This window comes from Marinomonas sp. HM11-D (assembly GCF_057626615.1).
On record NZ_JBMMKT010000002.1, the window covers coordinates 35,604 to 48,723 of the forward strand.

Below are 13,120 nucleotides of genomic sequence, written 5' to 3' on the forward strand. Positions count from 1 at the left end.
ATTTTGTAAAAAAGCATTTCTGGGTAGTTTTACCTCGCACGCTTTGTTGGCATTATCCGCCCGTTCAGAAACCAACTCACTTATTGTCATGGAACAATCTAATGAGGAAAAATCTTCCTATTAGTCTGAAAGAGCGATGCTTTGCAGAAGACACCCTTCTGATCTCGACCACGGACATCAAAGGTCGTATTACCAGCTTTAATCAGGCGTTTGTCGATATCTCAGGCTACCAGCCTGAAGAGTTGCTTGGGCAACCGCATAACTTAGTGCGTCATCCAGATATGCCGCCAGCCGCCTTTGATAATATGTGGCAGTCTCTTAAAGCCGGCAAAGCGTGGATGGGGCTGGTTAAAAACCGCAGTAAAAATGGTGATTTTTACTGGGTGGATGCCTATGTCATGCCTATGTACCGTGACGGCCAGGTGGTTGGCTATGAATCCGTGCGTTCTTGCCCAAAACGAGAGGACGTTGCCCGTGCAGAAAAGTTTTATGCGCAGGTTAACCATCCTACTGTTGTGTCCAAGGCGAAAGCTTGGTTAGCTAATTTATGGTTCTGGGTGGCACTCGCACTCTTGTCCTTAGTCGTCGTACAGCCCCTAATGGGTAGCGTAACGACATTGGTTTTGGCGCTCTTGTACACTTTAACCTACAGTGTCGCCATGACGATTAAAAATCAGCGAGCTGTATCTGCACTTCGAAGCAGCCTTGGTAATAACGCCTTTCAAGATCCTCTGATCGCCAAAACTTACTCTGATTATCCTGGTTCCGTTGCTTGCTTAGCATTGGGTATCAAATCACTACATAGTCGTATGATAACGGTTCTGACTCGTATCGAAGAATCTAGTGCTGACGTCGAACAGCAAATGGAGACCTGTTACCGAAGCCTTGAGCAAGGCCGTGTGAAGATGACTGACCAGAATAACCAAACTGACCTGATGGCTACTGCGATGACGGAGATGTCTTCGACTACAGAGGAAGTGTCTCGTCATGTGACAGAAACAGCTGAGTTTACTCAAACGGGTGCGGATTTGACCAAAGAGGCTGCAGAGCTAGGAACCAAGGTAAAAGGTTCCATTGGTGAGTTGAAAGACCGTGTGCAGTCTGTTGAGCAGGCGATCCAAGGGGTGCAGTCATTAACCGAAAACATTATCCATGCTACGCAATCGATTGATCAGATTGCTGAACAAACCAATCTTCTAGCACTGAACGCTGCAATTGAAGCCGCTCGTGCAGGGGAGCATGGTCGAGGCTTTGCTGTGGTAGCGGATGAAGTTCGTAACTTGGCTAGCAAAACACAGACTTTAACGCACGATATCGATGAACAGATTCGAGCGCTTCAAGACAGCGTCACCCATTCTTCAAAACTGGCTCATCAAGGCGGTGAAGCTTCTTTGCTGAGTATGGAATTGGTTGCCCAAGAAGAGCTACTGATCCAACAAGTGGCTGAGCGTATGGATGATATTGCTGAACGAACGATGCAAATGTCGGCCGCATCGGTTCAGCAGTCGGGTGTAATAGAAGAGAGTAGCAGCCAAGTGGTGCGCATTGCACAATTAGCCCATGAAAATACCGAGTTAATGGGTGTGTTAAGTGATGCCGTGGAGCAGTCGATGCGCTCCTCTGTGGATTTACATGAATTGGTACAACGCTTTAGGAAATAGGAAGAATGAGCAGTCAAGAGGGAGTTTTGTACCAAGCATTACTAAATGCCGCGGCAGATGGAATTATCATTATTAACTACCGTGGCATTATTGAAACCTTTTCACCCGCAGCAGAGAAGCTCTTTGGCTATCAGGCAGAGGAAGTAATCGGCCAGAATGTTTCCATTCTGATGCCAAAAGATGTTGCGTTAAAGCACGATGAATACATTCATAGTCATTTGACGACGGGTAAGCAGGAAATTATTGGCCGCGGACGAGAAGTGGTTGCACGCCGTAAAAACGGTGAGCAGTTCGAGATGCACTTATCCATTGGTAAGACCGTTGGTAGTGATCAAAAGCCGTCTTTTGTTGGGATTTGTCACGATCTTACCGAATACAAGCGTGCTTTATATCAACTAGAGCGCATCGATATGCGTTATCGCAGTGTCTTTGATAGCCAAGGTTTATTTATCGTTCGCATGACGTTGGATGGTGAGATCATGCTGGCGAACCGTACCTTCGAAACCCTATTTTCAATGCCAGCTTCTAAGCGTTGCGAGAAATTCATTGATTGCCTATTTGAGAGCAGCAAAGGCGAATTTATTAGCCGTATGGAAATGTTACGCCATGGTGGTGAGAATGAATTTAAACTACCGCTTACCTTGCAAGTGGGTAACCAGCGTAATGAAGTCGAGTGGTGGTTACGCCGCGTAACGGATCGTGATGGCCCGCATATTCAAGCCGTCGGTATTGATGTTTCTGAGAAGGTGATTGCGGCCAATGAAGTGTTCTTCTTAAAGCACTTTGATGCGGTGACTAAACTGCCTAACCTTGAGTTTTTGCGTAAGAAGTTTGATCAATTGGAGCCCGCTAGCAAAGCTCAGCCTTATGCCTTTGTGCAATTTGAATTGGCCAATCTTAAGCGCATGTTGAAGCTCGATGGTGATAGCGAAGTAGATGAAAAACTGCGTCGCATTACTTCAGTATTCGACGAAGATCCGACGATTGTGATGGCGAGCCGCCTGGCTCAAGGGCGTTTCTTGGTGGTTTACCGTGTGCCCCAGTACAGCGATGTAGAAGACTATGTTAGTGCCTGTTTGGTCAATCTACAGGAGTTGCTGAACTTGCATGAAGTGATTGGCTCTGAGTTGCGTGCGGGCTGTGCCGTATATGTGTCCGGTGAAAGTTTTGATCAATCGGTTGCACGCTCTGAAATGGCGCTGGTGTATTCCGAACAAGAAAACATTTCCTTTGTGCTTTATAACGAGTCCATCCAAAAAGAATACGAACGTTCTAAGCAAATCGAGAAGAATCTACTAAGCGCTTTGGCGCTGGGTAAAATCCAAGTGTTTATGCAACCCAAGATTGATTTGAAGTCTGGGTTGGTATGTGGCTACGAAGCCTTAATGCGCTGGCATGATAGTAAGCTAGGGTTTGTCTCGCCGCTTGAAATTATCAAGGTTGTGCATGAATTGGACTTGGTGGTTGAGCTGGATAAATACATTATCACGAAGACATTCAATGCCATCCAAGCCCACAAGGCGCTGTTTTGTGAAGCCACTCCTGTGTCGATTAACGTGTCTGCCAAGAGTTTTGTGCGACGAGATGTGATTGAGCATTTAATTATAGGCCTGCAGGAACGCAGCTTACCTTCTGAAGCAGTAGAAGTAGAAGTTACCGAAGATGCGGTCTTGTCTATCGGTGAGGCGGTAAGGGCCAATGCAGATTTACTACGCACTCATCGTATTAATATCTGTTTAGATGACTTTGGTACCGGTTATTCAGCGTTAAGCTATTTGGGGAAATTGCCTTTAGATAACCTTAAAATTGATCGTGCCTTTGTTAATGATGTGAAGACCCATCGTGGGCGAGTGATGTTGGAAGCGATTGTTTCCATCGCCAAGTCACTGCATTTAACGGTGACCGCTGAGGGTGTTGAGGATCAAGAGCAGCATGACATCTTGGCGGCAATTGGCTGTGATTTCGCGCAAGGGTATTTATATGCCAAAGCCTTACCTACAGAAGAACTACAGCAGTTCTTATCAGATCATGGTGCTCGTTCTCAAGCTATAAATCTCCAGCCGCTAAACTAAGTTCCTCAGTTTAGCCATCAAAAAAGACGCTTAGGTTACTTAAACGAGTGATCCTGAGCGTTATGCTTTCCATTCTTCTGCAATATTTTATAACTGACTAATATAAATACACTTTTCCTTGATTGAACTTGTATTTGTAACCAAATGGTCATCTATTTATCACACGAATGACATTCAAGTGCGGCTAAATATGTTTCGAATGAAACTTATTGAGCGCAGTCAGAGCGCGAATAACTATAAACGATTGATAGATTGAGGGAATTGCAATGTCAGTTAAGCAAGATCAAATGCTAGGTTTTGATGAGCACGACGAATTGGTTCGTCCAGCGATGGAAGTGGTTGAGTTTGAAGAAACTGCGAAAGCCATGGTATCCCGCCGTGGTTTCCTAACCGGTGGTGCCGCAGTCGGTGCAACGGCATTTGTAATGGGCTCTACAACCCTTGCTGCAGGTAAAGCGCTAGCGGGCGAAGAAGCGAAAATGTCTCGCCTTGCATTTGAAATGGTAAAAGCTAATGCGCTGGATACGGTAACTGTGCCAAAAGGTTACAGCTGGCAAGTGGTTGCCTCTTGGGGTGAGCCACTGTTCTCAAACGCACCAGCATTTGATCCTGCAACAGGCGGTACTGGTGAGTCGCAAGAACTAGCGTTTGGTGACCACAACGATGGTATGGCGCTATTCTCTCACAACGGCCGTCAAATCCTTTGTGTCAACAACGAATACACAAACGAAACCACTCTGCATGCTAACCGTGCGGATGGTAAGCCGATCAACGCCGATGACATTCGTAAGAACAAAGCCGCACACGGTGTGTCTGTGGTTGAGATCGCACGTAAAGACGGCAAATGGGGCATCGTTAAAGATTCTGAGTTCAACCGTCGTATCACGGCTGATACAGAAATGGACATCACTGGTCCAGCTCGCGGCCACGACCTAATGAAAACCAAAGCTGACCCTAAAGGTGTGGTAGCAAAAGGTACTTGGAACAACTGTGGTAATGGTCAAACGCCATGGGGCACTTACCTAACATGTGAAGAGAACTTCAACGGTTACTTCTCATCCAGTTCAGCGGATTTTGCGCTAACACCACAAATGAAGCGTTACGGCATTAGCCATGAAGACCGTGGTTACAACTGGGCCCTAGCAGATGATCGTTTTGATCTGTCTAAAGATCCACAAGAGCCAAACCGTTTTGGTTACATCGTTGAAATCGATCCACTAAATCCAAAAGCGCGTCCTAAAAAACGTACTGCTCTAGGTCGTTTCAAGCATGAAAACGCTGAAGTAGAAGTAGCGGCAAACGGCCATGTAGTGGTTTACCTAGGTGATGATGAGCGTGGTGAGTTCCTATACCGCTTCGTATCTAAGAACAAATACGTGGTCGGTGGCGACAACACAGATCTTCTAGAAGAAGGTACTTTGTACGTTGCGAAATTCAACGAAAACAACACTGGTCACTGGATTGCTCTAACGCCTGAAGCAACAGGCATGACGGCGCCAGAAATCGCGATCTACACTCGTGAAGCGGCGTCTAAAGTCGGTGCAACGACTATGGACCGTCCTGAGTGGGTAGCGTCTAACCCGAATAAAGCGGAAGTTTACTGCTCGCTAACGAACAACAAAAACCGTGGCGTTAAGCCAAATGCGGGTGGCGATGAAACCCCTGCAGTAGGTCCAAACCCACGCGTTAAGAACAACTTCGGTCAGATCGTTCGTTGGGTGCCAGCTAACCAAGATCACACTGCTGAGAAATTTACATGGGATCTATTCGTACTAGCGGGTAACCCAGCGGTATTTGATGATGCTTACGCGGGTTCTAAGAACGTAAACAAAGACAACATGTTCAACTCTCCAGACGGCTTGAAGTTTGATAAGAAAGGCATGCTTTGGATTCAAACGGACGGTAACTACTCAAATGAGAAAGATTTTGCTGGTCAGGGTAACAACCAAATGTTGGTAGGTGATCCAGAAACAGGTGAAATCAAGCGTTTCCTAGTGGGACCAAAAGAGTGTGAAATCACTGGTGCTGCATGGAGTGCAGACCGTACGACTATGTTCGTAAGTATCCAGCACCCAGGTGAAGGTGGTAACTCTAACTGGCCAAACGGCGGTACACCACGTTCAAGCGTGATTGCTATCTCTCGTGATGACGGCCAAATCATTGGCTAATATCCGAATTGAAGTTTCCTGCAACGGCGCCTAATAGGCGCCGTTTTTTTTATGCAGGAATGAAAGAAGCCCCAAACTTTTATTTGGGGCTTTTTGTTACTGTAACTGTGGGGTTAGGCGATAGTTAAGTAAGTATCAGAAATTGTGTAGCCCAGATCTGCAAGACCTGCATAGGTCATTTCTGATAGGTAGTTACCTTCTGTATTTAGGTAACCTGTCATTAACTCTTTACCATAAGTCACTTCATCCCAGTGACCGCCTGCTGTGCCTGAGCCACCATCTTCTTCGATATCTGCTACTGGAAAATCCTTGTCGTAGCTAGGATCACCTTCGTTAAGGTAATCTTGGTTAATATTGAATGCAGTTATGTAGTTTTCGAGACTGTCAGTGTACTTATCAAATAACACTGCGGATGCATAATTGGCTAAGTCGCCAGTATAATCATATGTTATTACGTCGTCTGTTGGCTTCTTGGTGTCATTATCATCGATTGTTCTGGTCACTAAGCCTGCATTTGACCATAAAGTACCTAATCCAAGACAGTGGATCATCTCGTGGAGAATAACCTCATCCCAAAGCCCATCCTTGTATAATGCAACTGCGTCCGCAGTATCAAATTCCATTATTGCTTGAGATGTAAAAATATTTCCTGATGTAAGGTCTGGGTTCCAAATGTGTGTTGGGCCTGCACGCCCGAGTACACTGCCTTCTCCATCAATATTTACCAATGAGGCATCGATGGTTATGTCATCGAAATCATAGCCATCTGGAACAATATCTTCAGTGATTACACTGCTTAGAAAATTGGCGGCAGTAATAAACTCATCTTTCAAATTAATTTCTATTATTCCATCTGCTGTCTCGATTTCCTGAATCCAGTCACCTGAACTGAAGTTAAGGCGAATGTTGTATTCATCTGTTTCTCCAGTGTTGGAATTGCCATCGTTGCTTAAATAAGTATCGTTAGTGTCAGAGGGTGCTGGATCCAAGGGATTTCCTCCCTTATTGCTACCAGAACCACCACCGCCTTTCGCATCTAGAAATGAGTCGAAAAGAAAAATTTCATATTCCATGCCTTGATTGAGGCCATAGCCTTGGTGGGAGAGTCCATATTCCGAATTGATAAGTTTCTTGGAATTCATGACTGCGCTACCTGTTAGAGTGTTCTATAAGTATCGGTCAAGTGTGCACATTATTTAATCAATTGTAGCTGTTTGTTTATATCTATTATTTATAAGGGGAATGTTGGTCAGGCTAATCTTGCTAGTATGAGTTAGCGGAAAAGGGTTCTTGGAGAATGATTTAAAGGCGAGTTGAGCGGCCTAAAACGAAAAAAGCCCCGAACTTTCGTTCGGGGCTTTTCGCATCATAAAGATGGTACCAGTGGCCGGACTCGAACCGGCACGCTTTATAGGCAATGGATTTTGAATCCATCGTGTCTACCAATTCCACCACACTGGCTTTGAAAAAGGTGAGGCGTATTATGGTCATTTCTTTTGGGGTGTCAACGGTTTTTGCTGAAATAAATTAAAAAACTTTCGCTTGATTGGCTTTTGTTTAAAAGCTGATCAAAAGCCAAAATTAACCGATCAGTTAAATGGGAAATCTTCTTATATCGTACCCAAGCGAGTAGAAATTCGCTAAAATGCCGCATCATTTTTCTAGGTAAACAAAATAGCTATTATGCGCGTTTCTGATTATCGCTTTGAGCTGCCTGAGGAACTCATTGCACGCTACCCAATGCCTGAACGTACTGCGAGCCGCTTGCTTAAGCTAGATGGCCCAACAGGCGAACTGTCACACAATACATTTAAAGATGTCTTAGACTTCGTTGAACCGGGTGATCTGATGGTGTTTAACAACACCCGAGTGATTCCGGCACGCTTGTACGGCCAAAAAGCGTCGGGCGGTAAGCTTGAGCTGTTGGTTGAGCGTTTATTATCAGAACACGAAATCTTAGCGCACGTGCGTTGCAGTAAGTCGCCGAAAGTTGGTAATCGTTTAGAGCTAGGCACAGATCGTGGCGCTTCTCATGGTGCTGAGATGGTTGGCCGTGACGATACCTTGTTCCATCTGCGTTTTGATGAGCCAGTGCTTGAAGTGCTGGAAAAAGTAGGGCACATGCCACTGCCTCCTTACATCGAACGTCCCGATGACGAGAGTGACCAAGAGCGTTATCAAACGGTGTACAACAAGACCCCAGGTGCCGTAGCGGCGCCGACAGCGGGTCTGCATTTTGATGATGCCTTGCTAGCGCAACTAAAAGCGAAGGGCGTTGATACGGCGTTTGTTACCTTGCATGTGGGCGCTGGTACCTTCCAGCCAGTGCGTGTCGACGATATCAAAGATCATGTGATGCACTCTGAATACGCTGAAGTGTCTCAGGATGTGGTGGATAAAGTGCGTGCGACAAAGGCAGCTGGTAAGCGCGTGATCGCCGTTGGTACCACTAGTGTTCGCTCGTTGGAGTCAGCTAGTCAGTCCGGCCAGATTGAGCCCTTTGCTACCGATACCAGCATCTTTATTTACCCAGGTTATGAATTTAAAACGGTTGATGTGTTGGTGACCAATTTCCACCTACCCGAATCGACCCTCATTATGTTGATCAGTGCCTTTGCTGGGTATAACAACGTGATGAATGCCTACCGCGTGGCTGTAGCAGAGAAATACCGTTTCTTTAGTTACGGCGATGCCATGTTTATTACTCGAAATCCAAAGGCCGAAGGGCCAACAGCTGAGGAATAAGACGAATGTCAGATAAACGTCCAGAATGTTTTATGGACTTTGAGGTGCTTGCGACCTCTGGTAAGGCTCGCCGTGCGCGCTTGAGCTTTCCTCGTGGCGACATCGAAACGCCTGCGTTCATGCCAGTGGGTACCTACGGTACCGTTAAGAGTATGTTGACCAAAGATATCGAAGCCATTGGTGCGGATATTATTCTTGGTAACACCTTCCACCTTTGGTTGCGTCCAGGTACGGATGTCATTAAAGCCCATGGCGATCTGCATGATTTTACTCAATGGCAAAAACCAATCCTGACTGACTCAGGTGGTTTCCAAGTATTCTCCTTGGGGGATATGCGTAAGATCACAGAAGAAGGCGTAAGCTTCCGTTCACCGGTGAATGGAGACAAGGTTTTCCTAAGTCCCGAAATCTCGATGCAAGTGCAGCGTGATTTGGGTTCTGACATTGTCATGATCTTTGATGAGTGTACACCGTACCCTGCGACGGAAGACGAAGCGGCGAAGTCCATGCGCATGAGTTTACGTTGGGCGCAGCGCTCAAAAGATGCGCACGGCGATAGCCCATCTGCCTTGTTCGGTATTATCCAAGGCAGTATGTACGAGCAATTACGTGATGAGTCGCTTGAAGGTCTGACCAATATTGGCTTCGATGGTTATGCCATCGGTGGTCTTTCTGTAGGTGAGCCGAAAGAAGACATGGTGCGTGTTTTGGATCATTTGGCTTACAAAATGCCAGCTGACAAACCGCGTTACCTAATGGGCGTAGGTAAGCCTGAAGACCTAGTTGAAGGCGTGCGCCGTGGCGTGGATATGTTTGACTGTGTGATGCCAACTCGTAACGCGCGTAATGGTCATTTGTTTACGTCAGAGGGCATTGTACGTATTCGTAACGCCTTTCACCGCTACGATACCAATCCATTAGATAAAGAATGTGATTGTTATACTTGTAAAAACTTTTCTCGGTCTTATTTACATCATCTAGACAAATGCCAAGAGATGGTCGGTGCGCAATTAAACACTATCCATAACTTACGTTATTACCAGACATTAATGGCGGGATTGCGTCAGGCGCTAGATGAAGGTAGATTTGATGCCTTCGTTGATGAGTTTTACGCGAAACGTGGTATGGAAACCCCGCCACTGAGTGAGTAACAACTGTCGAAATGAATTGTCAAAGTAGCGCAACTATTTACAAAGAATATGCGCATACCGTTTTTTTAACCATTGGAGAGTAAACACCATGATCGCTTTGATCTCACCAGCTTACGCTGAAGGTGCTGCACCAGCTGACGCAGGGATTTTTAACCTGGTATTGTTAGTTGGTTTCGTTGTTATCTTTTATTTCTTGATGTGGCGTCCACAAGCTAAACGTACTAAAGAGCATCGCAACCTGCTTGCTTCTTTGGCGAAAGGCACAGAAGTGGTAACAAACGGTGGTGTTCTAGGTCGTGTAACGAAAGTTGATGACAACTACGTTGTACTAGAAGTTGCCGACAACATTGAGATGAAGTTCCAGAAATCTGCCGTTGGTGCAGTATTGCCAAAAGGCACTCTGAAATCGATCTAATGTTATGAGAAAAGCGCCCCGTGGCGCTTTTCTACTTTCTTGGTCATTTTATTTGTTAGCTCCAAGGACCTTACATGCTTAACAAGTACCCCTTGTGGAAGTATTTGCTTATCCTGCTAGTGATCGCGCTTGGCGTCATTTATGCGCTGCCAAACTTGTATCCAGACGATCCAGCACTTCAACTATCCACTCAAAAATCCACTTCGGTGGTAGATCAGCGCACTCTTGCGACGGCTGAAAAGGCCCTTAAAGACGCAGGGATTGATCTAAAACAAGCCGAAGTCACCAGCGCTGGCGGAACCTTGCGCTTTAATAACGGCGAAGACCAATTGGCTGCGAAATCGGTGATTGCTGCAGCTTTGGGCGAGAATTACGTTGTGGCACTTAACTTGGTGCCAACAACACCTGAGTGGTTGTCTTCTATTGGTGCAGGCCCAGCCAAACTTGGTTTGGACTTACGTGGTGGTGTGCACTTCTTGCTTGAGGTAGATACCCCGGCGGCACTGAAGCAGCGTCTAGACGTTGCCGCAAGTGAAATGAAGAACAGCATGCGTACGGAACGTATTCGTTACCGTAGTGTAGAGGTGAATGGTGGTGTCATGTCGATTCGCTTCCTACGTGAAGAAGATCAGCAAGCGGCACTTAAGCTGTTGCAAGATGCATTCTCAGAATACGTTTACAACACCTCTAACGATGGCACTGATTACTTTGTTGAGATCGGTTTCACTGAAGCAGCTCGTGCAGAAGTCGAAGCGTATGCATTGCAGCAAAACTTAACCACATTGCGAAACCGTGTAAACGAATTGGGTGTGGCGGAGCCGCTAGTGCAACGTCAAGGTAGTAATCGTATCGTAGTTGAGCTTCCTGGTGTGCAAGATACGGCCGCAGCGAAGCGTATTATCGGTGCTACAGCTAACCTTGAGTTTCGTCTAGAGGCAGGTCTTGATGCTAACGCTGCGGATATTGATACCCTAACTTTCCGCGATGGTAGTGGTCGTACGGCGCGTCTTGAACGCGATGTGATCATCACCGGTGACAGCGTGGCAGATGCCAGTTCTTCGTTTGATGAAAATGGTCGTCCGCAAGTAAACATTAGCCTTGATGGTAAAGGCGGTTCACAAATGGCGCGTGTCACACGTACCGCCGTGGGTCGCAATATGGCGGTAGTGTTCATCGAACATAAGAGCCGTAGCCGTTTTGTTGAAGGTGAAGATGGTAAGTTGACCGAAGTACGTCGTAGCTACAGTGAGAAAAACATTATCTCTCTAGCAACGATTCAAACGACACTGGGCAACTCGTTCCGTATTACGGGTCTTGATAGCCCGCGTGAATCATCTGAACTAGCACTATTGCTTCGTGCAGGTGCCTTGGCTGCGCCAATTTACTTTGTTGAAGAGCGTACCATTGGTCCAAGCCTGGGTGCTGAAAACATCCGTCTAGGTGTGTTGTCGGCGCAAATCGGCTTGCTTGTGGTGATGGCCTTTATGCTGCTTTACTACAAGGTCTTTGGCTTGTTCGCCAACATTTCCCTAGCCTTGAATATTGTTTTGTTGATGGCGTGTATGTCATTGCTGTCAGCGACACTGACATTGCCAGGTATTGCCGGTATCGTGTTGACCATGGGTATGGCGGTGGATGCCAACGTACTCATATTCTCCCGTATACGGGAAGAGTTGAAGGCGGGTCTGCCGAGTCAGCAAGCGATTCACTCTGGCTTTAACCGTGCGTTTACCACTATTTTGGATGCCAATATCACTACTTTGTTGGTGGCAGTCATCCTATTCGCGGTGGGTACAGGGCCTGTTAAAGGCTTCGCTGTAACACTTTCTCTTGGTATTTTGACGTCTATGTTTACTGCGATTGTGGTAACCCGCGCCCAAATTAATTTGGTGTACGGTGGACGTAAAAATAAGCGCTTATTTATCTAGGAGACAGCGAAACGATGAATATTCCATTTATGGCAATGCGCAAAGTCGTCGCCATGTTCTCGATTGCGATGGTGCTGGTTTCTTTAGGCTCATTGGCGGTAAAAGGTCTTAAGTTTGGCTTAGACTTTACTGGTGGTAGTTTGATTGAAGTGCAATACACTCAAGCGCCAGCGCTAGATGATGTGCGTACTCTGCTTGCCCAAGGTGATTACCAAGATGTCACAGTGCAGAACTTTGGTTCTCCAGTTGATGTGGTGGTGCGTATGGGTAATGCCTATACGCCGACACTGGGTGACGAGGTGTTGAGCACACTGCGCGATAACGGTAGCGTACAAGTTGAGCTCATGCGCTCTGAGTACGTCGGTGGTCAAGTGGGTGAAGAGCTGCGTGAGCAGGGCGGTCTAGGCATGTTGTTAGCCTTGGCAATCGTCATGGTGTACGTAGCCGTTCGCTTCCAGCTCAAATTCTCTGTGGCTTCGGTTGTGGCCTTGGCGCACGACGTCATCATTACATTGGGTATCTTCTCCTTGTTCGGCTTGGAGTTTGACCTAACGGTGTTGGCAGCGATCTTGGCGGTGATTGGTTACTCGCTTAACGACACCATTGTTGTGTGTGACCGTATTCGTGAGAACTTCCGTATCATGCGTGATACCACGCCATATGAGTTGATCAATGATTCCATCAACCAGACCTTGGATCGTACCATCATTACTTCGATGACGACCTTGTTTGTATTGGTGGTGTTGTTCTTCTTTGGTGGTGAGAGCATCCATAACTTCTCACTGGCGTTATTGGTCGGTATTTTGATTGGTACTTACTCATCAATCTTTGTTGCGGCAAACTTGTTGCTTGCGCAAAACATTACTCGCGAAGACTTGGTGCCTGCACCAAAAGAAGAGCTAGAAGACGAGATGCCATAAGGCATTTCGTATTTCGATCTGAAACAAAAATGCCCGCACACTGTGCGGGCATTTTTATGG

Annotated in this window: 9 protein-coding genes and 1 tRNA gene; 8 read left to right on the forward strand and 2 right to left on the reverse strand. The window is 46.4% G+C overall.

Annotation, left to right across the window (positions count from 1 at the left end; translation table 11 throughout):
• Window positions 1-101: 101 nt before the first annotated feature.
• The 3 genes from ACOSVP_RS02565 to ACOSVP_RS02575 all read left to right on the forward strand — a co-directional run bounded on the left by ACOSVP_RS02565 (window position 102) and on the right by ACOSVP_RS02575 (window position 5,901).
• Window positions 102-1,661, forward strand: coding sequence for a methyl-accepting chemotaxis protein (locus tag ACOSVP_RS02565; RefSeq protein WP_487345951.1), 1,560 nt, complete (start codon window positions 102-104; stop codon window positions 1,659-1,661).
• Between the two features lie 5 nt (window positions 1,662-1,666).
• Window positions 1,667-3,733, forward strand: a complete 2,067-nt coding sequence (locus ACOSVP_RS02570; RefSeq protein ID WP_487345952.1) for an EAL domain-containing protein — start codon at window positions 1,667-1,669, stop codon at window positions 3,731-3,733.
• 266 nt (window positions 3,734-3,999) lie between these two features.
• Window positions 4,000-5,901 (forward strand): PhoX family protein, encoded by a 1,902-nt coding sequence (locus ACOSVP_RS02575; RefSeq protein WP_487345953.1) that lies wholly within the window; start codon window positions 4,000-4,002, stop codon window positions 5,899-5,901.
• A 113-nt stretch (window positions 5,902-6,014) separates the two neighbouring features.
• Here ACOSVP_RS02575 and ACOSVP_RS02580 read toward each other — a convergent pair whose 3' ends face one another.
• Both ACOSVP_RS02580 and ACOSVP_RS02585 read right to left on the reverse strand, forming a co-directional pair.
• A complete protein-coding gene (locus ACOSVP_RS02580; protein WP_487345954.1) occupies window positions 6,015-7,043 on the reverse strand; it encodes a leishmanolysin-related zinc metalloendopeptidase in 1,029 nt (342 codons plus the stop codon).
• A gap of 233 nt (window positions 7,044-7,276) precedes the next feature.
• A tRNA-Leu gene (locus ACOSVP_RS02585) sits at window positions 7,277-7,362 on the reverse strand.
• Between the two features lie 222 nt (window positions 7,363-7,584).
• Between ACOSVP_RS02585 and queA the strand changes: the two genes are divergently transcribed.
• The 5 genes from queA (at window position 7,585) to secF (ending at window position 13,060) form a co-directional block, all read left to right on the forward strand.
• Window positions 7,585-8,646 carry a tRNA preQ1(34) S-adenosylmethionine ribosyltransferase-isomerase QueA gene (gene queA / locus ACOSVP_RS02590; protein ID WP_487345955.1) on the forward strand — a complete coding sequence of 354 codons (1,062 nt, stop codon included), beginning with the start codon at window positions 7,585-7,587 and terminating at the stop codon, window positions 8,644-8,646.
• A gap of 32 nt (window positions 8,647-8,678) precedes the next feature.
• Complete coding sequence (gene tgt, locus ACOSVP_RS02595) at window positions 8,679-9,797, forward strand: tRNA guanosine(34) transglycosylase Tgt (RefSeq protein WP_487346302.1); 1,119 nt, start codon at window positions 8,679-8,681, stop codon at window positions 9,795-9,797.
• 88 nt (window positions 9,798-9,885) lie between these two features.
• Window positions 9,886-10,212, forward strand: coding sequence for a preprotein translocase subunit YajC (gene yajC / locus ACOSVP_RS02600; RefSeq protein ID WP_055464233.1), 327 nt, complete (start codon window positions 9,886-9,888; stop codon window positions 10,210-10,212).
• Window positions 10,213-10,286: 74 nt separating this feature from the next.
• Window positions 10,287-12,140: a protein translocase subunit SecD gene (secD, locus tag ACOSVP_RS02605; RefSeq protein WP_487345956.1), complete on the forward strand. Its 1,854-nt coding sequence runs from the start codon at window positions 10,287-10,289 to the stop codon at window positions 12,138-12,140.
• Window positions 12,141-12,154: 14 nt separating this feature from the next.
• Window positions 12,155-13,060, forward strand: a complete 906-nt coding sequence (gene secF, locus ACOSVP_RS02610; protein WP_487345957.1) for a protein translocase subunit SecF — start codon at window positions 12,155-12,157, stop codon at window positions 13,058-13,060.
• Window positions 13,061-13,120: the final 60 nt, after the last annotated feature.

What these genes read in the sequence shown, in the direction of transcription:
- ACOSVP_RS02565 (WP_487345951.1), top strand. Translation starts at nt 102, where the DNA reads ATGAGGAAAAATCTTCCTATTAGTCTGAAAGAGCGATGCTTTGCAGAA.
- ACOSVP_RS02570 (WP_487345952.1), top strand. Translation starts at nt 1,667, where the DNA reads ATGAGCAGTCAAGAGGGAGTTTTGTACCAAGCATTACTAAATGCCGCG.
- ACOSVP_RS02575 (WP_487345953.1), top strand. Translation starts at nt 4,000, where the DNA reads ATGTCAGTTAAGCAAGATCAAATGCTAGGTTTTGATGAGCACGACGAA.
- ACOSVP_RS02580 (WP_487345954.1), bottom strand. Translation starts at nt 7,043, where the DNA reads ATGAATTCCAAGAAACTTATCAATTCGGAATATGGACTCTCCCACCAA.
- queA (WP_487345955.1), top strand. Translation starts at nt 7,585, where the DNA reads ATGCGCGTTTCTGATTATCGCTTTGAGCTGCCTGAGGAACTCATTGCA.
- tgt (WP_487346302.1), top strand. Translation starts at nt 8,679, where the DNA reads ATGGACTTTGAGGTGCTTGCGACCTCTGGTAAGGCTCGCCGTGCGCGC.
- yajC (WP_055464233.1), top strand. Translation starts at nt 9,886, where the DNA reads ATGATCGCTTTGATCTCACCAGCTTACGCTGAAGGTGCTGCACCAGCT.
- secD (WP_487345956.1), top strand. Translation starts at nt 10,287, where the DNA reads ATGCTTAACAAGTACCCCTTGTGGAAGTATTTGCTTATCCTGCTAGTG.
- secF (WP_487345957.1), top strand. Translation starts at nt 12,155, where the DNA reads ATGAATATTCCATTTATGGCAATGCGCAAAGTCGTCGCCATGTTCTCG.